The sequence below is a fragment of the Roseiconus nitratireducens genome, from assembly GCF_008629675.1.
Lineage (GTDB): Bacteria > Planctomycetota > Planctomycetia > Pirellulales > Pirellulaceae > Stieleria > Stieleria nitratireducens.
The window spans coordinates 64,583-88,471 of the sequence record NZ_VWOX01000001.1 but is presented as its reverse complement, the minus strand read 5'-3'; the positions used below and the strand labels follow the sequence as shown (position 1 = coordinate 88,471).

The window sequence follows — 23,889 nt, the reverse complement described above, 5'->3', positions numbered from 1 at the left end:
TGTCCGTTGTCGATGAACCGACGCCGGGCCTGAGCCGAACGGGTTTCCGAGGTGGCGACGATTACGCCAGCCCGTTCGGAGGGTGGGCAGCCCCGAGATCGGTGGGCACGCGGAAAGTCCACAGAGATCTCAACAGATCACTGGGCCGCATTGCCGATGGGATTGGGTACATATCTAAGCCCTCGTGCGTTTTCATCACACCGAGCGTGGGAAAATTTCATCTTGATTTGCATCGCGTATACTGGGGATTCCCACCGCGCCTCCCCCCCACGCGTCCTTTTCCGATTCTTCTCGCCTCGCACAATCGTTCGATTGCAAGGAACTCGCAAGTGAGCACCAGTGCCGAACCTCGTAAGGCCCACAACGGCTCGACCGAAAGCGAGTCCGCCGGTGATGATTTTCATTCACCGACCATCACCGCGGCGGACCTCATGCCAACGGAGACGGGGGAGGACCCCGTCGCCGATGAAGAAGAGTTGGAGTCCGAGGCGCAGCGACGTTTCCTGTTCTTCCAAGCAATGCCTGCCTGGCTGGTCAGCACGCTGGTCCATGTTCTGATCCTGTTGGTGCTGGGATTGATCACGATTGCCAATCCGGTCGAGATCGTGAACGTGCTGACCGCGTCCACCGGCGCCGATGACGGGCCCGAGATCGAAGAAATCACCATCGAAGATTTCGACCCCGGCGACATTGAGGAATCGGAAGAAGTTGCCGAACAGGTCGAGATCACCGAACCGACGGAAGTCGAACAAATGACGGTGGACGTCCCGATGGTCGACGTGGCGACCGTCCCGTTGGACGCGAGCGATTTCGCCGCCGAGATGGCCCCCGCCGCGGCGACGCTGCAATCGCTGACTTCGATGAGCATGCAACCGATGGGCAGCCGCAGCTCCGAGATGAAAGAAAAACTGCTGCGCGAATATGGCGGGACCGAGAGCAGCGAAGCGGCCGTCACCGAGGCGTTGAAATGGTTTGCTCGGCACCAGATCAAAGCCGGGCCCACCATGGGTGCCTGGACCTTCCAGCACGAATTGGTTTGCCGGGGCGCTTGCGGCAACGGCTGCACGCGGCAGGACCGTAGCAAGCAGCTCAACGCAGCCACCTCCTTGGCGCTGCTGCCCTTCATGGGTGCCGGCCAAACTCACCTCAAAGGCGAATTCCGCAGTGTCGTGATGGCGGGCCTGAAATTCTTGATGCAGAACGGCAAGCCGGGCAAGGAGAACGGTCTGCCTTACATCGACTACACCGGCGGCGGTTCGATGTACGATCACGGATTAGCGGCGATCACCCTGTGCGAGGCCTACGCGATGACGGGAGATCCTGATCTGGCGGGCCCCGCCCAGGCGGCGTTGAATTTCATCGCCATCGCCCAGTGCAGCGACGGTGGTTGGCGGTACAGCAAACGCGACCGAACCGGGGGTGACACATCGGTCGTCGGCTGGCAGGTGATGGCACTCAAGAGCGGGCACATGGGGCACCTGTTGATTCCGCCCAACGTGATCCAGGGTTCAACGGCGTTCCTGGACCGCGTCTCCAGCGACAACGGTTCAATCTACGGCTACAACAAGCCCGCCACTTCACCGCGGCCGGCCACCACCGCGGTCGGTCTGCTGTGTCGCATGTACACGGGATGGGACAAGACGCACCCGGGGATCCAACGTGGGATCGGTCACCTGTCAAAGATCGGCGTCAGAAAGCCTGACCTCTATTACAACTATTACGCGGCCCAAGTTCTGCGGCACTACGGTGGACCGGAGTGGGACAAGTTCAACAACGATCTACGTGACTGGCTGGTCGAGACGCAGGATCAGACCGCCGGCGCCAAGGGCAGCTGGTTCTTCAAGGGTTCCCCCCACCTGTCCGAGTCCGGGCGGCTTTGCCTGACATCGTTTGCAACGATGATCCTGGAAGTTTATTACCGGCACATGCCGTTGTACGCCGACAAGGTCGCCGAGGACGAGTTTCCCCTTTAGGGCAGGTCGGCCCCTTACCGCGTCCATCCAATGACCGCCCCGTTTGCCCCGCCACCCCCGCGAAGTTTTTGGCTGATTCTCGCAGCCATGGTCGCGGTATTCTTGGCAGCCCCCGCCGGACGGCGTGAAGACTGGATCGGCTGGTTGGCGTTTGCCGTGATGGTGGTGGCGGCCGCAGGACTGTGGAGCATGTTGGCGCTCGCGTTGGGCCGCCGCATCGTGACCTGGTGGCGCGAACCATCGCCGGCCGCGGCCGACCTGCGCGGCGGTTCGCTCTTCGCCGACCATCAGGAGTCGCTGGCTTGGGACGAACGACAGTTTTCATTGCGGGGACGAAACGGGAAGCCACTGGTAGCGGTCCCGCTGGGGAATCTGCTGGAGGTGATTGATGGCAACGCACTGTTTACCGAAGGCGACGTGATCTTCGCGGGCCAGTCCAAACGGGTTTCGTTTCCCCGCTCCCGCCCCGAACGTGTTCAGCTGATTGATCTGATTCGACAATTGTCCGCAATTGACCTGGAGGCGCGCACCGCCCTGCAAGCTTTGGGGAGCCAATTGCTGCGAAAGGGTTTGCGAGACGCAGCGATCGGGGTGATCTTGACTGCGATTCTGCTGACACCCATTTTCTGTTTGCCCGAGCCCGCTCGAATCAATCTGGGATGGATCGCGTTCGGGCTGGTCTATGGGCTGGCATGGCACGGCGCATTCGTCTGCGCCGCCAAGAGCATCTGTTCGCTGGCAGCGTCTTTTCACGTCCACCGACTCCTGCGAAGCTCGCCCATGGTTCGCGTCGATGATTCTTACCTGCGAACCACGGATCGGATGTGAAACTGCGCTGGTTGTTGATCGCCCTGACAGGCTTGTCGATCCCGTTGTCATTCATTGATGCGCCGTTCCCGGACGAATTGGTGCTTCAACACATTCCAACCCTCGTCGCCTTGGTCTCACTTGCCGTTGCGATGCGGTTTGGGCTGAGCCCGCTGTCGTTTGGCTGCCTGATCGTTTTTCTCTGGCTGCACGTGTTGGGCGCCCGCTGGATCTACTCGTACGTGCCCTACGACCGCTGGGCGTCGGCACTGACCGGTTCATCGCTGTCGGAACAGTTTGACTGGGATCGAAATCATTACGACCGTTTGGTTCATTTCGCGTCCGGATTGCTGGGCGTTCCACCAGCTTCGGAAGTTCTCCAGCGCAGTTGCGGCATGCGTCCGCTGGGCGGCGCGATCGTCGGGGTCGCCTGCATCCTGGCGGTTGGTGCGATGTACGAGATCCTGGAATGGCAGATTGCGGTCTTTGCTTCGCCGGCACAAGCAGAGGCCTACAATGGTCAGCAGGGTGACATCTGGGACCCGCAGAAAGACATGGCTCTCGCATGGTTTGGCGGCATGATCTCCGCGGGCCTGGTCTTCCGCTGGTCGCCTCTCGGACGGGGTCAGAGGTCTGCCGCGTGGCGCGGTGAATCCTCGGGCGATTGACTCGGCGGCAATGAACCGGCGTCTGTTCCAATCTGAAAGTGCGATGGGCAAACCGTTCCTTCCATTCCGACGTTGGGCCAAACGCGCGTTTCGGTTTCGCGTTGTGACTTTGCTGGCGCTGACGCTGGTCGCAGCGATCTGGTTCGCATTCAAGTTCTATCGCGAACCCATTACATCGCAGAACCTTTCGCTGTTGCGTCCGATTCGCACCATTGAAAAGGACGTTTGGCAGATTCGGTCCAGCCCGGATCGGACGCGACTGGCGTTGGTCAGTTGGGAACAACCCGTGGATATCCGTGAGATGCAAACGCTGCTACCGATCCAGACGCTTTGCCAATCGCGAAAGGTGATTCACTTTGCCTTCAGTTCGGATCCGAATGTGATTGCCTTTTGCGAGAACTCGAAGACGGTCGAAGTGGTCAATCGAGAAATCGATCGGTCCATTCAAATCGCCACGGCCAACCCGCAGCCGAAGATGGAATTCAGTCCCGATGGCCGATTACTTGCCACCGGAGGTTATGGCAACGCGGCGTTTTTGTGGAGCGTTGCGGACGGGTCGCTGGTTCATCAATTGAACATCGGGTCGGCCACCGGCGGATTGACTGCCCGCTTCAGTCCGGACGGAGACACGTTGGCAATCGGGAATCGCAACGGTGCCACACGCCTCTTTGATGTGTCCACGGGGACGGAGCGTCTGGTGTTGCACAAGGAAATGTCACAGGGTCTGGAGTTCCACCCGTCGGGCGATCGGCTCGCGATCGGCTACACGGATGGGTCGATCGTCGTCTGGGAGACGGTTTCGGGGCGACGCGTTGCCCAGAAAGCGACCCCCGCCGACGAAATCTATTGCGTCGCCTGGTCTCCCGATGGCAATCTGCTCGCATCTTGCGGACGAAACGGAGACATCGTGATCTGGGACGGTCCGACGTTGACGCCGCTGCATCGCTTCGCGGCGCCACCGTGGGTGATCTACGTTTGTTTCAGCCCGGACGGGGCGCGTCTGATCTCGGCCGGGGGCGATTTCATCAATACCCAAACCCGCAAAGTCCGTGTCTGGGGAGTGCCGTTAACGCAACGTTTGCTCGGTCGCTGACCCGATGCCCGACACGTCAGAGCCGCGAACCTGGCGCGGCCCTGTCTGAAAACTCGCAATACCCCGTCGCCGCGTGGCGCGACCGCGGCGGAAAGCCACGCTCTGGCGAGCGTAGCTACTCGATTTCTGACAAAGCCTGGCCGGTCAGCGACACTTCGGGTGAACCTCGTGACGCTCAGTGCACCGCAAATCACGCTGCTTTTGATTGATCGTGGCGCTGTCCAGCCGAGCGAAAGAACTTGGCCAAGCGGAAAGGCCCCATGTGCATCACCGGTCGCGAGCAAGGTTGCGTCTGGCGATCTCTTGTGCGGCGTGCCATTGCCGATCGTCGACGAATTGATTCCTGCCCACCAGGCAACAACAAGAATCACCCGGATGCGGATACATCGCGATCACGTTCTCGGTGATTTCGACATGGTCGAAGAAGGCCCACTGCATCCAGGATTGCCCCAGCACGGTCATGGAACAGAAACCCGAGTCGTCCAGCCAGCCTTTGGAATGCCACACGGCAGGTCCTTCGGATCCACGTGCCTTGCGTCGCGCCGCGCGGGTACGGCTCCACGTCAAGACGACAAAGAAGATCAACCAGAAAACGGCCGCCGCGACATACACCTGTTGAAACCCCATCAACGTCACCAGGCTGGCAATGACGCACACAAAGAACACCACCACCGTTGCCCAGGTCCCCCACACCAGCCGTCGAGAAGCGGCTTGAAACCGCGTGCCCTTCACCGATCGCTCCAGCAACGTGCCATCGTAATGCACGGCCGACTCGGCGGCTTCAAACAGCGGCGGATCGGTTGGCGGCTCAAACTTTCTTTCATCCATTGCCTGCGCGACGACCGGCGGATACAGCTGACGCAAATCTTCGGCGACAGTGCGGGCCGACTCCGGTTCGCTGAACAATCGATACGGCAGTGTCGTCCAATGAAACTGCTCGCGGGTGAAGTTCAATACCCAGACGTTGTCACCGGCCGCGGTCGAAATCAGCTGGGACATCTTCACCCGCGTCGTGAAGTGTTCGTACTGGCAATGGAGCGACGTTGCATCCAACCAGCCTTTGACGCGTCCGAATCCGAGCTGGTTCTCCGGAATCAATGTCGCCAAAATCCAACGATTCCTGATGGACATGGTGATCGCACCGACGGCAAAAATCGCCAGCGCCAACAGATACCTGATGCCGCCGGAGGGTGGAAGCCGGGCGACCAGCATCGCCCCGATCAGCGGCAGGCTGTACAGGACCACCAGGCCGTACAAGACTCGCGTCGTTCCCCGATACTCGGTGCGGAGACCAGCCTGCTGCACCGCTTGCTTGATGTCCTCAAGCGTCAGCTCCCCTTCAAATTCCAACCGACTCGGGATGACAGCGCGCGGCGACGGCTTCGCCGTGTTGTCCAGCGAATCTTCCAGTGGAGCCTGATAGGGGTTGATCGATTCGGTCACGAAACCGGTCATCGGTTCACAGGTGACAAGCAGAGAAGTCCATAGCTTAACAACGCGACCGCGGCGAATGTCAGGGATCTGATCAATCGTTACTTCAAGACGATCTCAGGACAGGGGCCCCCGAGAATCTTCCAACGGGGTTCGTCGCAGGGTCTACAATGCATGATCCGGTTCGGCCGCCAATCGTGGTCCGCAACATCGTCGCGCGGACCAACGCGGACCACTTCGCGTCCACCGACAGTGGAAGCCACGGGCGACCGGATGTGCCAGTCCGAACCTCGACAAAACGGCGGTTTCGAAGCACCGGTGCACTACTCGACAGAAAACGACCGGTACCATCGATTGCGACAAGTCGCTTTGTGGAGCGGCATCGTTGTTTCAATCAAAGTCTTCTTGGGGATCCTGTACGAGTACCAGTGGTACTTCCCGGCCGACTTTACTGAATCCGCCTTCTTGGGCGGGCGACGGTATTCTTTCAGCGGACTGTATCGCGTCGCGTTCTATGCCCACGTCGTATCGTGCCCGATCGCGTTGCTGCTTGGCACCGCATTGGTGGTGCTGGGGCGGGGTCGCGTCCACATCGTCCTGCACCGACGGCTGGGGAAAGTCTTTGTCGGGATCGTGATCCTGGCGGTCGTGCCCAGCGGCTTGGTGATGGCCAGCCAAGCCTACGCGGGTCCCTGGGCAGCGGCCGGGTTTGTGGCGTTATCCTTGGCCACCGGTGCGACCGCGTTGGCGGCCGCTGCGACGGCAATCGCGGGTCGTCTGGCTTCCCATCGCGTGTGGGCCATGCGGTGCTTCATTTTGATGTGGTCGCCGCTTTTACTGCGAATGATTTCCGGATTGGCCATCGTTACGGGGTGGGAATCGGAAACCATTTACCAGTGGAACGCCTGGATCAGTTGGCTGGTGCCGCTGGGGGTTCACCAAGTGGTTCTCGTCCGTTCGGCCCGCTGGCCACATCACGAACCGGGCGCCACCGGTGGGCCAATCACCAATCCACTTCCTTCACTCTCAGGGGCCGAATCATGAAGAATCGATTCGAACGAAGCGCATTCACCCTCATCGAATTGCTTGCTGTGATCGCGATTTTAGGCGTCCTTGTCGGCATTCTCTTACCTTCCGTACGCACCTCACGGGGTGCCGCACGCAGGATGGCGTGCTCCAACAATCTGAAGCAGGTCGGGCTGGCCGTGCACAACTACCACGCGGCCTTCGATCAGCTGCCCATGCAAATGGGAGGCACGTTCGATCCGCACTCCAATGAAGGCGGCCAAACGCCGCCGGGAAACAATCGCTATCGGTTGAGCTACGCGGTGGGCTTGCTGCCATTTCTTGAACAACAGGCGCTTTGGGAATTGATTCTGGAAGGGGAAAACTCCGATGTTGACGACGTGGCCTTTGCGTCCATGGGTCCGGCCCCCTGGACCCGCGAGTACGCCCCCTGGCAAACCGATCTTCCGACACTTCGATGCCCCGCCGACCCGGGCCTGGGAGATCCAGGACACGGCAGGTTGAACTATGCCGCGTGTCTGGGTGACGCGACCGATGCTCTGGACACCGGCAGCATCCATTGGGATGCGTCGACGCAGTCCTGGGTCTCCGATCGGAGCGATCGCGTCAGCGTGTCGGGTCGTGGCGTATTCGTACCGCGTCAGGTCGTGCGGTTCCGGGAGATGAAGGACGGACTGTCAAACACGATCATGGCGGCGGAGATCGCGACCGACCTCGGGGATCGTTCAATTGCGACCAGTGCCTCGCTCCGGAACGACCCGAATCAGATCCACCAGATGCCATTGCTCTGTCGCGATCAGATTGATCCGGACCGGCCTAACTTTTGGGCGGAGCCATCTTCCGGTGGACCGGCGAACTTGGGCGCCGACGATCAGAAACGTGGCCTTCGATGGGCCGACGGCGCGGCACTTTATTCCAGTTTCAACACCATCCTGCCGCCCAACCGAGAACTCTGTCTGGCAGGCGATGAAGCCGGTATCGGAATGCTTCCCGCGTCCAGCCGACACCCCGGTGGGGCGCATTGTTTGATGTCCGACGGCCACATCCTGTTCATCACCGATTCGATTGATTCCGGTGACCCGCAAGCGGGCACGGTGATCAAAGGCGGAAGCGGGCCGCGAGCACCGGGAAGTGAGAGTCCCTACGGCGTTTGGGGAGCGTTGGGGACTCGCGCCGCAGCCGAAGCGATCGATGAAATCGTGAACTGATGGTTACCGAGTCGTCCAGTCAACCGCGTCGTCCATGATCGAAGCATTGATCCGCAACAGATCGGCTTTCAAACGTTCCGTCAGTTCGGGCCTGTGCGCCGAGAGATCGGTCGTTTGACCGGGATCCTCGGCAAGATCGTAGAGCTGAAAATCTTTGTAGCCGCCGCTTCGAATCTTCGGTATCCAAGCCTCTTTGAACATGTTGTCCGTCGAAAGCGGATAGTCCGGCATCGCGACCAGCGAGAAACGTCCATCGCGCATCGCAACGATTGGTCGCGACTTCTGCAGATGCCAGAACATCGGTTGATGACGATCAAACCGATCGGGCTGTCCCACCAGCAAAGGTGTCAAATCGCTGCCGTCCAAATGGATGTCCGAATCGCGATCCAACTTCAACAACCCGCAAACCGTTGGCAGCACATCCACCAGCCCCGCCGGTTCCTGGCAGACCGCTCCCTCGGCGATGACGCCTTTCCATTGGAAGATCCCCGGGACGCGAATCCCGCCTTCCCAATTGACACCCTTGCGTCCGCGAAGTCCGCCGGTGCGATCGTTGCGATAGCTGCCGTTGTCCGACGCGTAGATGATCAGCGTGTCTTCGCGGACACCAAGGTCCTGCAGCTTTTTGATCAAACGACCGATCGCACGATCGGTGTTGTCGATGGTGCCCGAGTAGATCGCCGCCTTGTCATCAACCGCCCCGTAGGATTTCGTGATCGCGTCGGGGGCAGCGATCGGGGCATGCGGTTCGTGAAACCAAACATTCAAGAAGAATGGTGACTCATTGCTCTGGGTCTGCCGTTCTTCCAGCCAGCGGATCGCTTCGTCGACAACGATTTGACAGGAGTACCCTTCGATTTCCCCGACCGGTTGCCAGTTGCGAATGAAGTTATTGGGATTTCGGTGGCTGGGGCTGGCGTTGTTCCACGTGGCGAACCAATGGTCGAAACCGTGTTCGTCCGGCGTCGGTTTGTCAAACTTGTCCGTCGGAAGTCCGAGATGCCACTTGCCCACGTGCGCCGTCGAGTAGCCGGCGTCGCGCAGCAATTCGGCCAACGTGGTCTCCGAGAGCAACAGATGCGATTTTTGGCTGTTGTCGTCAATCCAGCTGTAAACTCCGGTGCGAAGATGATGTCGCCCGGTCATCAGGGTCGCGCGCGAAGGAGAACAAACAGCGCACCCGGAGTAGAAATCCGAGAACCGCGTCCCGGCCGCAGCCAACGCGTCGATGTTTGGCGTCTGGACGGGACCGTCGTAGCAACCGACATCGCGATAACCCAAGTCATCGACCAGCAGCATCACCACGTGGGGACGGGAAGCGGCGGTGACACTGCAAGCCGTCCCGGCCGCCGCCAGCAAAAGAAACAAACATCGCGTCAGAAGGCATGACATAAAATGAGACGTGTGCATCGTGAATGAGTTTGAATCGCGGGGAAATTGGGTGGGGAACGCCATCATCGATCCATCGACCGGCCTGGAAATCTCGGTGGCGGAGGAGGACACGATTCAGTCGACGCGTGATTGCTGGATCAAGTGCGACACGATGGCTTGGGGCCGCTGCTCGCGTTCCAGAATCTTTCGCTGGCGATCAGACCACCCTTCGCCGGCGGCGATCTCGCGCACGTACAGCAATTCTGATTCGCATCCCAAGTCTTTCGCGACATCGCGCAAACGGTCGACCAGATTGTTGGCTAGTTGCGGCACGGTGCATTCTGAATAATCGATCGTGTTGATCAGGGTCGCCGCCAATCCATATCGTGCGGCTCGCCATTTGTTCTGCCGCACCATCATCGGGTGACAACCAAACTGGTACGTTCCTTCGTCGATTTCATCACTGAGAACTTTGACCAGCGATTGAACCAGCGCCGCCATGCCACAGACGTGATCCAGGTTCCCGGGCATGTCGCAAACGCGAACCTCGACGGTGCCGAAATTATGGTGTGGTCGCACGTCCCACCAAATTTCACGAATGCTGTTGATGAATCCGGTTTCCTCCATGTGATTGACCAGCCACACGTACTCGCTCCAGTTCCTCATCAGCGTCGGCAGGCCGGCTGTCGGAAGACCTTCCATCACCTTGGAGCGATGCGAGTGCAACCCGGTGTCGCGATTCTCCCAGTAGGGGCTGCTGGCGGACAAGGCGAGCAAGGTCGGCAAATGTTGCATGATTCGATCACAAATCATGACCGCCTTATCGCCCGAATCGACCCCGACGTGAACGTGCAAGCCGAAGGTGATCAGGCGCCGAGCCATTTCCTGAAGCAGATTGACCAGATCCAGATACCGCTGAACCTCCGTGACCCGCTGTTCCTCCCAGGGGCTGAAGGGATGGGTCGCCCCCCACCACAAACCCAGCCCCAGCTGATCGGCGGCCGACTGGACCGCCCGCAGCTTGCCCGCAAGATCCTGGCGAGCGTCGGCAACGTCCCGGCTGACACCGCTGATGACCTCGACACACGATTGCATCAGCTCATGTTTGCAGGATGCCGCGATTGACTCCGGCAACAGCTCAATCAGTTCGTTGCTCCGGCTGGTCAACGCCATCGACTGGCCATCGACGATCCCCAATTCCAGCTCGACACCGATGGTGTGCGAATCGTTGCGGGTGAAGTGAAACTTGCTCATGAGTGGTTCGGATGGAAGTAGGTGATCACCGAAGCGGCAAGCAATCGGGCGGCGTGACCGATCGCGCGCTCGTCAACATCAAACAGGGAAGTGTGCAGGGGGGCTCCGCCAACCTGTTCACCCGCCACCCCCAGCCGGAACATGACCCCTGGAACATGTTCCAAGTAGTACGAGAAGTCTTCGCTTCCCATGCTGGGCACATCAATCCTTTCGACGGCCGCAGGATCCAGGATCTGTGCGGCGGTGGCCCACAGCATGCGTGTCAGGTCGACGTCATTGCGAACCGCCGGGGCGGTCAAACCCAAACTCAAATCGACACGGCAATTCGTCTCTCGCGCGATCGCCTCGCACACATCCTCCAACGTCTCCAACGCTTTCCGCCTGGCTTCGATCGACAGGGACCTCAGGGTACCGGAGAGGCGGGCGGAGTCGGGAATGACATTGGCGCTCTGACCGGCGGCTAACTTCCCGACCGACAGAACGACCGTGGTGTGCGGGTCGACGGCGCGGGGCACCCGACGATAGGCCGATTGCACCCATCGCGTGCAGGCGTCGATCGGGTCGTCTGCGAGGTGAGGCCGGGCGCCGTGGCCGCCGCGGCCATTGAACTCGACTTCGAACAGATCGCAGGCCGCCGTCATCAAGCCTTCGCGCAATCCGATGCAACCGACCTGCCGGGTCGGATCGACGTGCAACGCAATGATCGCGTCGACACCGGCCAACGCGTGGTGGTGAATCATGTGCCGGGCACCCTGAGCCGTTTCTTCGGACGGTTGCAGAATCCCGCGAAGTCCGATCGGCCAAGGTAACGTCGCCCGGGCGCGCATTTCGGAAAGCAATTGCATGGTCGCCACGATGATCGTCGCGTGCACGTCGTGACCACAGGCGTGCATCACACCGGGAACCGTGCTGCGGTAGGCTGCGGCCTTCTCGTCTTGGATCGGCAGCGCGTCGATGTCCCCTCGAATCGCGATTCGTCGGCCGTCGGCGAGGCTGGGATCGGTGATCAGGTCCGCCGTCAGTCCGCGGCCTTCACCCGCCACACGAATCGGCAGCTCCAGCTCGGCCAATCTGGATTTCAAGTACTGCGTCGTCAAACTCTCGTGGCCCGACAATTCCGGGTACTTGTGCAGGTGCCGTCGCATCGCAAGCCATTGCGGATCGAGTTCCTTGGCGATCTGATCGATCGCATCGGCGCATGCCTGCGGCAATTCGAATCGGGCGACGTCGGAGTTGTTCACGGTACAGCTGGAATTGACGGATGGGCACAACACCTTTGCGGTCAACACACTCTAGCGAAACCGCGTGGACGAGGCGGCGATCGAGCGTCTCGGGAAAAGAACTCGACGCAATCGGCGGCCGTCGGCGAGACCGACTATAACAGTGGGACCAGTTGTGAGCGGCAAAGCAGTTGCCGGACCGGCGCCCCGACCGCCCCTCCCGGGGTGCATCCGGCCGAGAGAGACGGATCCCGACGTACGGAATCCGTCATACAGATCCCGACGTACAGCCCCAACCTACCTGTCGCAACTGACAACGCCGGCGCGGCCCCCGAACGCGGCCAGGCATGTGAATCCGAACGACAAGGCAATTGCAGGAGTTTCGTTTGATGAATCCGTCTGAACAACGTTGCATTCCCTTGGGGCAGAATCGCCCGGTCACTCGACGTGACGCGATCGTGGCCGGTTTGGCTGCCACCGGGCTGTCCGCGGCGGCCGCCGCGAAAGCTCAAGCGAACGATGCTACTCCCGTCGGTCCTGCGAAGACCGACGATGATCGCAAAGCATCGCCGAAACGATACGCGGCCAAGAAGTCGATCAATTTGTGGGCATTCCCTTACCCGGATCGGATGTCGTTACGGGAATGCTTGCAGCTTGCCAAGGATGCGGGATTCGACGGAATCGAGTTGAACTACGACCTGGAAAACGACCTGTCGCCGAAAGCGTCGGCCAAGGACCTGGTGGCGATCCGTCACTTGGCTGATGAGATCGGCATCGAGATCAGTGGCTTGTGCTCGTTTCTGTTCTGGCCGTACCCGCTGACCAGCCTGGATCGTTCCAAACGTGAGCGCGGGATTGAATTGGCGGGACTGATGACCGATGCGGCAGCGGCAATGGAGGTCGAGAACCTGTTGGTCGTTCCGGGAGCGGTTCATATCCCCTGGCGGGATGACCACGAACCTGTCCCAAACGATGTCTGTGAAAAACTGGCCAAGGAAGCCATCGGATCCATGGTCAAACGCGCCGAACGGCAAGGCGTTTCGCTGAACATGGAAAACATTTTCTTCAACGGGTTCTTGATGACGCCGATGGAGATGAACGACTTTGTCGATGGATTCGGCAGCGACAACGTGCAAGTCCATTTCGACACCGGAAACATTTCGATGTTCCAACATCCCGAGCACTGGGTGCCCATCCTTGGAGAGCGAACCAAAAACATCCATTTCAAGGAGTTTACCAAGAAGGGCACCGACTACTCGCTGGAGACGTTCCGCCCATTGCTGGACGGAACGACCAATTGGCCGGCCGTGATGGAACAATTGGAACAGGTCGGATACGACGGCTTTGTGACCTTTGAATACTTCCACCCGTACCCCCATTATCCCGAAGCGTTGATCTACCAAACCTCGGACTCACTCGATCGCATCCTGGGCCGCGTGTAACCCACGTCCGCCGCGCACCCGGTGAATCCGAATCGACGGCCCCCACGAATTAAACTCAGTCCACTCGCACGCAGATCTCTCGAACACAAATGTCAATCCGGATCGCCGTCCCTGCACGCCTGGTCGCCGCCACCTGCTTGGCGGTTTTGCCCCTGATGTTGCTGGACGTGAATACCGCCCTGGGCCAGGACCAGCCGCCCGAGTCCTCATCTCCGGAAGGCAGTTGGGCGTTCACGCTCCCCGACGGGAATCCGGCATGGCTGAACCTGCAACAATCCCAGGGTGACTGGCAGGGAGAACTGCTGTGGAGTGTCGGCAGCGCCCGTCCGGTCAACGCCATCGAAGTGCACGACGGGCACGTCCGGTTTCGCCGCAACCTGTCGTGGCGTCCTGGCGGTGGCGAAGTGGTCAAGCGAGTTGCCGGTCCATTTCACGGCCAAATCTTCAACGACAAGCTGCATCTGCAGGTGGACCAATCCGAAGCGGAGAGCGAATCGAGTCGAGAAGAAACTCTGAAGCTGGTCGGCGACCGCATTCCACCGCCTCCGGCCAAACCGGATCTTTCCCAAGTCACCTTTGGCAAGGCGATCGATTTGTTCAACGGCAAGGACCTGGAAGGATGGACGCTCTCCCGGCCCGACAAGATCAATGGATGGCACGTCGAAGACGGATGTCTGGTCAATGAAACGCCGAAGCAGGACTTTTCCGCCTACGGCGCTTACGGGAACTTGATGACCACCCAGCACTTCGACGACTTTTCATTGAGCATCGACTACAACGTTCCGGCCGGTGGAAACAGCGGGATTTACCTGCGTGGTATGTACGAAGCCCAAGTGGTCGACCGCGACAGTCCGATGCAAGGGATTCAGGGTCCGGGAGCAATCTTTGGCCGGCTGGCTCCCTCGGCGAACGCCGGAAAGCCTGGTGGCCAGTGGAACACCTACGTCCTGACGCTGGTCGATCGACACATCACGGTGGTGCTGAACGGCCAAACCGTGATCGACAACCAGTTGCTGGTCGGCTGCACCGGGGGCGGCCTGCAAGCCAATGACGCACTGCCCGGACCGATCTTGCTGCAAGGCGATCACACCTCGGTCCGCTATCGCAACCTTCAACTGCGACCGGTCACCGACCGCGAAGCCCCCGGACAGGATGACGGACCGAACCCACGGTGATTTGATCGTCGAGTCGCGACACGGCCGCCTCAATCCAAGTGCAGGGTGGCGAGCCTTGGTGACAAAGAAACACTTGGTTCTTCACCAACGATATCGGGGTCATTTTCTGCCAGACTGCGGCGTTTCGGCGATCCGCAGGTCACTTCCCTGGACGAAGTTCCCCTGCAACAGATCGACCAGTTTTGAACGTGCCTGACGCTCTCCAGGCTGCTCCATGCCCGGCGGGCTGCCCCAGAAGAGTCGCGTGTTGTTGCCGGTGATCAGCTCAAGCTGCGGCACCAGGTTCATTCGGGGGTCACCGCTGACGGTGATCTTTGCGATGCGAATCTGTTCGCGGACGGCCATCAAGAGTTTTGCGAGCAATGCTGCCGATTCCACACGGCGGTCCCCGAATGGCGTCCCTTCTTCGCCGCTCGGGTAGGCCTCGCGAACTTCGATGTGGATGAAGTCCGGGGTGTCGTCCAACGTCATTTTTTCGGTCGGCAGCAGGACGCCTTCGCCGTCAAGCACGAAGTACAAGTTGCTGTCGACGGGATGTTTGTCGCTGGTCACGTGGAAGACGGCGACCGGGACTCGGTACTCGAGCTGGACATCGACTTTTCCGCCGGGCAATTTTCGCACGCTCTGGACGTGACGCACCCAAGGATGGCTGGCAAACGCCGACGCCAGTTTGGCGGTCGCCTGCCGGTCCAGCGGGGACAGCTTGGCCAAATCGGTCGCGCGGTACACTTCGTCCACGATGTCCGACCGAACGTAGCGGTGCGGCTGGGAAACCGACACCAGCTGGGGATCGATGCTGCGATACTGGTCGGCCAAGTACTCGGCATACCAGCGTGTCATGGCAAAGTAAGATGCCACGATCAACAACAGGGGCCAAATCAGTGACCAAGCGGCAGGCGCCTTGACCAGCCGGCGCAGCAGTCTACGAATCGGTCGGGGGTCGTCCGGTTCTTCGTTCCGCTTCGCCATGGGGGCGGCATCCAGGGGCAGGGAATCTTCATCACAACCTGGGATTTACCAAATCTGAAGATTCAGCTGCAAGTCGATCCCGGTTTGCAGCAATACCTGTTCTCGGACCCGTTCGATCAACCGCAGGCACTGATCGCTGGTGGCCCCTTCGTGTGCGACCAGGTAGTGAGGCTGGGCGGAGTCGAGCGAAACGTCGCCTTCGCGGAGTCCTGCCAGGCCGACGTTCTGGATCAATTCTCGGGCCGGCATGCTGTCCGGATCAACAAACGGCATGGCGATCCGATCGGTGTGGGACGGACGCGTCGAATTGCGAGCAATCCAAAGCTTTTGCAAGCGTTTAGTCAGGGCGGTCGCGTCCCCGGGCTCAAGCTTGAAATCCACCTCCACGATCGTGGTTCCCGCCAACGCCGTTTTGCGGTGAGTGAAGCCCACCTCTTCGGCTCCAACCTCACGAATCGTGCCGTCCGGTTGCATCACACGGACACACTGAACAGCCTGGCCGATATCGCGGCCGCCGCTGGAGACGTTCCCCACCACCGCGGCGCCGACCGTCCCGGGGATGCCGACCAGGTGTTCCAGGCCGCCGAGTCCCGCGCTGACGGCTTTGACCACGGCGTGAGACAATTTAGCACCGGCCCCAGCAGTCAGTCGGTCGTCGCTGACGCTGAAACCGCTGGTTGGTGCGGCGGACAACGAAACAACCAGCCCGTCGAATCCGGATTCGCGGACCAACAGATTGCTGCCACCACCCAAAATGCGGACCGGCAATTCATTCTCGGTCGCCCAGGCGAGCAGCTGCCGGAACTGATCCAGGTCGACCGGTTCGGCAAAAAAGTGGGCCGGACCCCCGATCTTCAGCCAAGTCAGTGGCGCCAGGGGTTCGTCAGATCGGATCAGGTGCTGCAGATGGTCAGGGATCATCAGGGAGAATCGTCTGGCGGGATCGTCATGTCAGTTCACGCGTCAGGAATCGGAATTGGGATCGGAAAATGATCCGCTTCCATTCTGCCCTGACCACCCGACAATCATAACGATCAACGAAACGCGAGCGACAGGGCTACCTGGACGGCCAAGACGGCTCGGCCAGTCCCAGTTCCGCTCTCGAAACGCGGATCCGCCGGAGTCCTGGGGGCCAGCGGGTCGCCGGCCCTTCCGTTTGGGGCTGTCCTGAGTCCAGGGACAACCGCGGACGATCTCCGCGGATCAGCCTCGGCAGATCAGCCTCAGCCCAGATCAGCCTCGGCCCAGATCAGCCTCGGCCCAGATCAGCCTCGGCCCAGGGTGACCGCACTGCGGATCAGATTGCGGACCGGTTGCTTGGGTTGGTATCCCATCAAACGGCGACGCGTCCACTGGCCACTCTCGGTGCGGGTGAACATGATGATTTGCGGCAGCATGTTCTCGCCCTTGGTCAGTTGTTTGACCAATTCCGGATTCGAATCCTTGTTCAACACGGCGACGCTCACGTCATCCAATTCGCCGGTTTGGGCCATTGGCTCGATGGTGGTTTGCTTCAACACATTGCAGGCGGGGCACCAGGGTGCGCTGACGACCACCATCAGAGGCTTGTCCTTCGAAAGCGATTCTTGATAGGCCTCGGCATAATCCGTTTTGATCGGTGCCGAAGTCACACCGCTAAGAAGAACAGCCAATAGCAACGAAACCATTCCTAGCTCCTTATTTCAAGCATGGAGACCGATCGACGGGGGCGACACGATGTCGCCGCAATGAATGAATTGAAAAGTAAAAGGGTCGTCGATTCATTCGGACGAGGAACCGTCGATGGTTCATGAAACTGGTGTTGCCCACAGGGTTCCTTTCCGCGAGCTCTCCCCGTCTTGGGCGCGTCGGCGGGCAACAAAGGCCGCCAAGGGATGAAACGCCTTCATTAGACGCAAACCTTGACGGTCGGCCGACTTGCAGCGACAGGGAGACCTGGGTCATGGCTCCCAACTGTGCCGCTTAAGCAGGCTGGGCGGAGTATATGGATGGCCGCTTGGGCATCAAGCCGTCCCGGCTAGAATTCGAAGAAATACGGCGGTGTCCCCGGACCGAAATTCCCGTAAGTTCACGAGCAGACACCAGGCGGAGTCGCTAAGCTGCTTCTGGACAAGCAGTTGGAGCGTGCCAACGGAACGCCGATCCGGGCGGACAAGTTGTCCCCGCATTCGTGAATCTTTTCCCGCACGCTCCCCGGCGAGGACGGTCGGTGGTCGACGCGACCGCCGCGATCGAGACGACAACTGAATGAAGCTTCGAATTGGTTTGATCGGACACGGCGATTTGTGGTCGACCCGCTATCGCCCCGCGCTGCGGATGCTGCACGACAAATTTGATGTCCGCGCCGTCTACAGCACGATTTCCAAGCTGGCGGAATCGACCGCCGCAGAATTCCAGGCCGATCCGCTGGACGGTTACCGGGCCCTGGTCTGTCGCTGCGACATCGACGCCGTGGTGATCCTGAAACAGTGCTGGCTGGGCTGGTTGCCGGCGCTGGCCGCGTGCGAAGCCGGCAAGGCCGTGTACTGGGCGGCCGGGCTGGATTTCGATCCGGTCGTGCAACGCGGGGTGCGTGAGGCAATCGAAAAAAGCGGTGTTTCGTTCATGGCGGAACTGCCGCGGCGGTTCGCTCCGGCGACCCTGCGTTTGAAAGAACTGATCGCGACTCGGTTGGGCCAGCCGCAGTTGATTCGCGTGTACCGTCAGTCGCTCGGTCGTGGAAAACAGCCCTCGGCCGGCGGCCCGAGCTGCCCGGCCGAAGATTCGGAACTGGTCGAACTGGTCGATTGGTGCCGCTATGTCGTCGGGCACACCGCGTCGGCGGTGACGTCGGTTTGCCATGACGATTCCTATCAAGCCCTGTTGCTCGATTACGACCTGCCGGCCGCCGCTGAATCGGGAGCGGGAAGATCCCCAACAAAAGCGTCGTCACACGACCAGGGAGCGGCGACGCCGACACCGTCGGGTCCCCGCGTGGCGGCGGAGATTGTCACCGACCGCAGCCTTCCCGAACGTTGGAGCGAAGCGGCCAGCTTTCGATCACCGGCATCCATGAAGGTTCATTGCGAAAACGGCGTGGCATTCATCGATCTGCCCAGCACGCTGGTCTGGTTTGACGACGCCGGTCGCCATGTCGAATCCTTGGAAACCGAGTCCCCCGTCGGCGAACGCATGTTGCGGCAGTTTCATCGATCGGTGACCAGTCTGGTCCGCGACCTGGGAGGCCTGGCCGACGCTTACGACGCGGCGGCCGTGGTCAAGGCCGCCCGGGAAAGCCACGAAGCCGGACGTCGGATCGTTCTCGACCCCCACCCCGGCCAATCCTGAACGGAGGTCGGATTGCTAGGCGGCGATGACGCTGGCTGTTCCACGCTCTGGCGAGCGTGGCTACTTCAAAGTGGCGCTGTCTCACGCCAATTCGCGTGAGCTAATACACCAACAGGGCGCGGACGCGGTCCTGGCGTCCGTCGCAGTAAACCGGTTCGCCACGACGCAGTTGACGCACCGGTTTGCACAGGCGTTCGGCCGAACAGATGCGAATCGGACTGTCGCGTCGAACCACGACGATCCGCCCCGACGCCAATGCGATCAGCATGGCATCGCAACTCTCCAGATCGCGCGCGGCAACTGGGGACTTCTTCTCGGGTGGTGTCAACATCATGCCGTCAGGGTTGCGTTCCCCCGGACACCTTTGGTCACGGACCGGCATCCGCCCGCGAAAACGCCTTCGGCGGGCTGCTGAAAACGCCTTCGGCGGGCTGCTGGACACGTGCTCGATCGCCGGCGTTCCCCTCCGCATCGCTGTCCCGTCACGGGCGTGCCAAAGAAAATCAGTGGCCAGCAAGGTCCGGCGTGTTTTGCATCCTATGTTTTCGCATGGTCCACCCGCAGACGGTGGTCCGGACGGCCGCGTGCGTTGCACGCAGGATCGGCACAACCGTCACCAACCAACGCAACTTGACTGGGACGGGGGTGAGTCCACGTCCGCTTGTCCCTTGGGATCGATGTCGCACCAAGCGATCGAGGAATCAATTCAATATGGCTACGCGCAGCATTCCTGGTAAAGCCGAAAGTCACCAGGATCAGTTCGAAGAAATCAAGACTCGGATCCACAGCAAGCTGGTCGACAAGCTGGACTTGTCGCGTGTCGGTGACATGAAGGGCGATGCCCTTCGCCGCGAGATCCGGTTGGTCATCGAACACCTATGCGACGCCGACGAGGCGCTGCTCAATCGCCAGGAACGCGAGCGGATCGTCGACGAAGTTCTGGACGAAACCTTCGGGCTGGGACCGCTGGAACTGATTCTGAAAGATCCCAACGTCAGCGACATCTTGATCAACGGTCCGAAGAACATCTACGTCGAAAAGGGCGGCCAGATGCAGAAGACCGATGTGGAGTTCCGCAACGGCAAGCACCTGCTGCAGATCATCGACCGAATCGTCAGCAAAGTGGGCCGACGTGTTGACGAAACTTGTCCGATGGTCGACGCGCGTCTGGAGGACGGATCGCGGGTCAACGCGATCATCCCGCCGCTGGCCCTGGATGGTGCGGCGGTCAGTATCCGGCGTTTCGGCAGCAACCCGTTGAAGCTGGAAGACCTGCTGAACTACAAGGCATTCACGCCCGAAATGGTGATGCTGCTGGAAGGATGCATCAAAGCCCGGCTGAACTGCATCATCGCCGGTGGTACGGGTTCGGGTAAAACAACCTTGTTGAACACGTTGTCCTCGTTCATCGGTCACTCCGACCGGATCGTGACGATTGAGGACGCGGCCGAATTGCAGTTGCAACAAGATCACGTGGTGCGGCTGGAAACCCGGCCGCCCAACATCGAAGGCAACGGCGCCGTTTCAGCCACGGACCTGGTCAAGAACGCCCTGCGGATGCGTCCCGAGCGGATCATCATCGGGGAATGTCGGGGCGGTGAAACGTTGGACATGCTGCAGGCGATGAACACCGGTCACGACGGATCGTTGACCACGATTCACGCCAACAGTCCCCGCGATGCGATCGCCCGTCTGGAAACGATGGTGATGATGGCCGGTTTCGAATTGCCGGTCAAAGCGATCCGGCAACAGATCTCCGGTGCCGTCGACGTGCTGATTCAAGCCAACCGATTGCAGGGTGGTCCGCGGCGCGTCACCGCGATCACCGAAGTGGTGGGCATGGAGCAGGAAACCATCGTGCTTCAGGACATCTACCGGTTCAACCAGAAAGGGATCGGTGAGGACGGCAAGGCCTACGGGGTGTTCGAGTGCACCGGAGTTCGCCCGAGCTTCATGGACAAACTGGAAGCGGCTGGCGTCCGCCTGCCGGCCAGCGCGTTCCGCGAACGCGTGATCATGCAGGCGTGATCGCGCAGCTTTAATCGGGGCAAGCCTTGATCGGGGCAGCCTTGATTGGGGCATTTCCGCGGTCCTTACTCTCCTTTGTTTCCCCTCGTTCGTAATCACCATGACTTACACCGTCATCATCATCGCCGTCGGAATCTTTGTCGCGTCGCTGGTCGCGTTGGCGGCCACCTTGCTGGTCCCCGGCGGCGACAACACCGCGACCGAAGACCGGTTGGCCCAGATGGCATCCCGCCGACGAAACAGCGGTGCTCGCCAGGAAGACGGTGATGGCAAATCACTGCTGCTGGCCGGCGGTTACGAAGACGCCCCGGGCTTCCTGTCCAGCCTGCTGAAAAACGTCCCCGCGCTCGGTGAGTACCTGGACCAGGCGGACGTGCGAATGCCACCGTCACAGTTCGTGCTGATCTGCTTGGGGGCGTTCACCCTGGGCGTCGCACTGTGCCTGGCTAGTCCGTTCAAACTGCTGGCGATTTTCCTGGGACCGATCTTTGCCATCGTTCCGCTGGGCTGGTTGGCTTTCAAACGCAGCCGACGGCTGTCCAAGTTTGGCTCTCAGATGCCGGAAGCCCTGGAACTGATCGGACGCTCGCTGCGAGCCGGTCACTCGCTGAACGCCGGATTTGGCCTGGTCGCCAAAGAAATGGAAGACCCGTTGGCACGCGAATTTGGCCGCGCCTTTGAAGAACAAAACCTGGGGATTCCACTCGATGAAGCGATCGAGGACATGGCGGACCGTGTCCCCAACATGGACCTTCGCTTCTTCGCCACGGCCGTCATTCTGCAGCGGCAAACCGGTGGTGACTTGGCCGAAATCCTGGACAAGATCGGACACCTGATTCGGGAACGATTGCAGATTCTGGGACAGATCCAAGCATTGACCGGCGAAGGCCGGATGAGTGGTGCCGTGCTGTTGGCCCTCCCGCCGGTGCTGTTCCTGGTCATGCTGAAGATCAACTACGACTACGTGATCATGCTGTTCACCGACGAAATCGGTCGGTACCTGCTGGGCTTCGGCCTGGTGACACAGGTCCTCGGCGCCCTGGTCATCAAAAAGATCATCACGATTAAGGTCTGAACGCTGTTCGCCGCCTCCGTCACTCCGATTCATCCCCGCACACTCCGTCTCTGACCGGATTCCCCGGAATACCACGATGATTCTCCTGCTAGCCCTCTCCATCAGTCCGATTCTCATCACCGCGGCGGCGATCTTCCTGCTCGTGTTCGGCGGCGTCTGGTTCGTCCTGGCGCGTGTTTCCGGCGAGGACAAGCCGCGAGCCGAAGCCCGTTTGGACATGATGCGCAAGCGCCGTCGGCCGACCGGGCGGATGGATGAAGTGCAACAAACCAAGAACGACGCCCTGACCGCCTACCTGGAGAAGGCGGCCACGCCGCTGGCGGACAAGATCAGCGGCAACGAGAAGGAGATGGGCGACCTTCGAGAAAAACTGATGAACGCGGGATTCCGCCGCGAAGCCGCTCCGCTGGTTTTCAAAACCATCCAGTTGGGCACCGCGGCGTTCGGGCTGTTCGTCGGCAGCACCTACGGTTTCTTTGCCAACGGTTTTAGCCAGGACATGATCATCAAGGTCGGTGGCGGCCTGGTCATCGGATTCATGATTCCAAAGTTCGCCTTGGACTTCATGGCAAAGAAACGCAAGGAAAAGATCTTCCTGGGCCTGCCCGATGCGTTGGACTTGATGGTCGTCTGCGTCGAAGCCGGTCTGGGGATGGACCAGGCCCTGCGGAAGGTTGCCGATGAGATGCAGAAAAGTCACAAGGAAATCGGCGAAGAATTCGGGATCGCCAACAAACAACTGCAACTGGGACGGACGCGAAGCGAAGTGCTGCAGGCCCTCGGGTTTCGCAGCGGCGTCGACGATCTGAAACAGTTGGCCAGTATCTTGATCCAGGCAGACAAGTTCGGATCTTCGGTCGCGTCGGCGTTGCGCGTCCAAAGCGATGCGATGCGAACCCGCCGTCGTCAGATCGCCGAAGAGAAAGCGGCCAAGACTGCGGTCAAGATGATCTTCCCGCTGGTTCTGTTCATTTTCCCCGGCATCTTCGTGGTCCTGGTCGGCCCTGCCGGTATCAGCATGTACCGCAACCTGCTGAGCCAGTAATCTGCTAAGCCAATGTCCTGCTGAGACGGCGACTTGCTCAGGCAGTTCATCGGCTCCGTCCGCATCGGTTCGCCGGCCCGGCGTGCCACGCGGCCGCCGCTTGGTGCTTCGATGCCGAAGCCGGGTTTGCTATAAACGAGGCATCTCGTTTGACGCTTTCTCCGACAATGCTTCGCGCCGCATGCCCGCCAAACCGATCGCCGTGATGCCCGATGCCGGCGATCGCATGCCTTGTCGCGTCACGGCTTCGCCACATCCCACCCTGCTTTCTCTGACCCAACTGTTGGACCGCTGCGATCTGCGGACGCAACGCCGCAGCGGGCCGGGCGGCCAGCATCGAAACAAAACCAGTTCCGGTGCTTTCCTGACCGACCGTGAAACCGGTCTGGTGGGCGAGGCCACCGAACGTCGCAGCCAGGCGCAGAATCGGGACGTGGCCCTGCAACGTCTTCGCTACTTGCTGGCCATCGAAATCCGGACCCCTAGCCCGCTGGTTGAGGATGGCGGTGCGGTCGATTCGTTGGAATCGGAATTCCGTCAGCGCTACACCGGCCATCCGTTCCGGCTGAACGAAAGCAATCCGGACAAAGCGGCCCTGCTGGCCTTGCTGCTCAACGACCTCTGGGTCGCCGGCGGACAACCCAGCCTGGTGGCGCCGGCGTGGTCGGTATCCACCAGCAAATTGACGAATCTGCTTCGATCCCATCCGCCGGCCTTGGGGCGGGTCAATCAGTTTCGCGTGCACCATGACCGGCTGCCCCTCCACTGACAGCTCTG

Annotated in this window: 21 protein-coding genes; 13 read left to right on the top strand and 8 right to left on the bottom strand. The window is 60.4% G+C overall.

Going from position 1 to position 23,889, the window contains the following annotated elements; genetic code table 11:
* The first annotated feature begins 329 nt into the window (after positions 1-329).
* Genes FYK55_RS00335 through FYK55_RS00320 form a run of 4 tightly spaced genes read left to right on the top strand, consistent with a single transcriptional unit; the run spans position 330 to position 4,541 of the window.
* Positions 330-1,973, top strand: a complete 1,644-nt coding sequence (locus tag FYK55_RS00335; RefSeq protein WP_235908312.1) for a hypothetical protein — start codon at positions 330-332, stop codon at positions 1,971-1,973.
* Between the two features lie 30 nt (positions 1,974-2,003).
* Entirely contained in the window at positions 2,004-2,801 is a 798-nt protein-coding gene (locus FYK55_RS00330; protein WP_150074018.1) for a hypothetical protein, read from the top strand.
* Complete coding sequence (locus FYK55_RS00325) at positions 2,798-3,448, top strand: DUF2238 domain-containing protein (protein WP_235908311.1); 651 nt, start codon at positions 2,798-2,800, stop codon at positions 3,446-3,448. Before FYK55_RS00330 ends, FYK55_RS00325 begins: the two co-directional genes overlap by 4 nt.
* 43 nt (positions 3,449-3,491) lie before the next feature.
* The gene (locus tag FYK55_RS00320; RefSeq protein WP_161604220.1) at positions 3,492-4,541 is read left to right on the top strand and encodes a WD40 repeat domain-containing protein; all 1,050 of its coding nucleotides are present in this window, start codon (positions 3,492-3,494) and stop codon (positions 4,539-4,541) included.
* Positions 4,542-4,808: 267 nt separating this feature from the next.
* Here FYK55_RS00320 and FYK55_RS00315 read toward each other — a convergent pair whose 3' ends face one another.
* On the bottom strand, positions 4,809-5,996 hold the full coding sequence (locus FYK55_RS00315) for a hypothetical protein (protein WP_150074016.1): 1,188 nt from the start codon (positions 5,994-5,996) through the stop codon (positions 4,809-4,811).
* Positions 5,997-6,290: 294 nt separating this feature from the next.
* On the opposite strand from FYK55_RS00315, the gene FYK55_RS00310 reads away from it, so the two are divergent.
* Positions 6,291-7,016 carry a DUF2306 domain-containing protein gene (locus FYK55_RS00310; protein ID WP_161604218.1) on the top strand — a complete coding sequence of 242 codons (726 nt, stop codon included), beginning with the start codon at positions 6,291-6,293 and terminating at the stop codon, positions 7,014-7,016.
* Complete coding sequence (locus tag FYK55_RS00305) at positions 7,013-8,206, top strand: DUF1559 domain-containing protein (protein ID WP_150074014.1); 1,194 nt, start codon at positions 7,013-7,015, stop codon at positions 8,204-8,206. Before FYK55_RS00310 ends, FYK55_RS00305 begins: the two co-directional genes overlap by 4 nt.
* Positions 8,207-8,209: 3 nt before the next feature.
* Here FYK55_RS00305 and FYK55_RS00300 read toward each other — a convergent pair whose 3' ends face one another.
* The 3 genes from FYK55_RS00300 to FYK55_RS00290 form a co-directional block, all read right to left on the bottom strand.
* Positions 8,210-9,574 (bottom strand): sulfatase-like hydrolase/transferase, encoded by a 1,365-nt coding sequence (locus FYK55_RS00300; protein WP_235908310.1) that lies wholly within the window; start codon positions 9,572-9,574, stop codon positions 8,210-8,212.
* 138 nt (positions 9,575-9,712) lie between these two features.
* Positions 9,713-10,831 (bottom strand): carboxylate-amine ligase, encoded by a 1,119-nt coding sequence (locus tag FYK55_RS00295; RefSeq protein ID WP_150074013.1) that lies wholly within the window; start codon positions 10,829-10,831, stop codon positions 9,713-9,715.
* Positions 10,828-12,072: an amidohydrolase gene (locus FYK55_RS00290; RefSeq protein WP_150074012.1), complete on the bottom strand. Its 1,245-nt coding sequence runs from the start codon at positions 12,070-12,072 to the stop codon at positions 10,828-10,830. Before FYK55_RS00290 ends, FYK55_RS00295 begins: the two co-directional genes overlap by 4 nt.
* Positions 12,073-12,440: 368 nt before the next feature.
* Between FYK55_RS00290 and FYK55_RS00285 the strand changes: the two genes are divergently transcribed.
* Positions 12,441-13,493, top strand: a complete 1,053-nt coding sequence (locus FYK55_RS00285) for a sugar phosphate isomerase/epimerase family protein (RefSeq protein WP_150074011.1) — start codon at positions 12,441-12,443, stop codon at positions 13,491-13,493.
* A gap of 89 nt (positions 13,494-13,582) precedes the next feature.
* Positions 13,583-14,668 carry a 3-keto-disaccharide hydrolase gene (locus FYK55_RS00280; protein WP_235908309.1) on the top strand — a complete coding sequence of 362 codons (1,086 nt, stop codon included), beginning with the start codon at positions 13,583-13,585 and terminating at the stop codon, positions 14,666-14,668.
* A gap of 99 nt (positions 14,669-14,767) precedes the next feature.
* Here the strand turns inward: FYK55_RS00280 and FYK55_RS00275 are convergent, their stop codons facing one another.
* The 3 genes from FYK55_RS00275 to FYK55_RS00265 form a co-directional block, all read right to left on the bottom strand.
* Positions 14,768-15,637 carry a cell division protein FtsQ/DivIB gene (locus FYK55_RS00275; protein ID WP_150074010.1) on the bottom strand — a complete coding sequence of 290 codons (870 nt, stop codon included), beginning with the start codon at positions 15,635-15,637 and terminating at the stop codon, positions 14,768-14,770.
* 45 nt (positions 15,638-15,682) lie between these two features.
* A complete protein-coding gene (locus FYK55_RS00270; RefSeq protein ID WP_150074009.1) occupies positions 15,683-16,558 on the bottom strand; it encodes a UDP-N-acetylmuramate dehydrogenase in 876 nt (291 codons plus the stop codon).
* Positions 16,559-16,902: 344 nt separating this feature from the next.
* Positions 16,903-17,304 (bottom strand): thioredoxin family protein, encoded by a 402-nt coding sequence (locus FYK55_RS00265; protein WP_150074008.1) that lies wholly within the window; start codon positions 17,302-17,304, stop codon positions 16,903-16,905.
* Between the two features lie 580 nt (positions 17,305-17,884).
* Here FYK55_RS00265 and FYK55_RS00260 point away from each other — a divergent pair.
* Positions 17,885-18,964, top strand: coding sequence for a Gfo/Idh/MocA family protein (locus FYK55_RS00260; protein WP_150074007.1), 1,080 nt, complete (start codon positions 17,885-17,887; stop codon positions 18,962-18,964).
* A gap of 100 nt (positions 18,965-19,064) precedes the next feature.
* Here the strand turns inward: FYK55_RS00260 and FYK55_RS00255 are convergent, their stop codons facing one another.
* Complete coding sequence (locus tag FYK55_RS00255) at positions 19,065-19,298, bottom strand: hypothetical protein (protein ID WP_150074006.1); 234 nt, start codon at positions 19,296-19,298, stop codon at positions 19,065-19,067.
* Positions 19,299-19,675: 377 nt separating this feature from the next.
* On the opposite strand from FYK55_RS00255, the gene FYK55_RS00250 reads away from it, so the two are divergent.
* From FYK55_RS00250 to FYK55_RS00235, 4 genes are all read left to right on the top strand, one after another.
* Positions 19,676-20,992, top strand: a complete 1,317-nt coding sequence (locus tag FYK55_RS00250) for a CpaF family protein (protein WP_150074005.1) — start codon at positions 19,676-19,678, stop codon at positions 20,990-20,992.
* A 100-nt stretch (positions 20,993-21,092) separates the two neighbouring features.
* Positions 21,093-22,067 (top strand): type II secretion system F family protein, encoded by a 975-nt coding sequence (locus FYK55_RS00245; protein ID WP_150074004.1) that lies wholly within the window; start codon positions 21,093-21,095, stop codon positions 22,065-22,067.
* A 76-nt stretch (positions 22,068-22,143) separates the two neighbouring features.
* Positions 22,144-23,112, top strand: a complete 969-nt coding sequence (locus tag FYK55_RS00240; RefSeq protein ID WP_150074003.1) for a type II secretion system F family protein — start codon at positions 22,144-22,146, stop codon at positions 23,110-23,112.
* Positions 23,113-23,293: 181 nt separating this feature from the next.
* A complete protein-coding gene (locus FYK55_RS00235) occupies positions 23,294-23,881 on the top strand; it encodes a peptide chain release factor family protein (protein WP_235908308.1) in 588 nt (195 codons plus the stop codon).
* Positions 23,882-23,889: the final 8 nt, after the last annotated feature.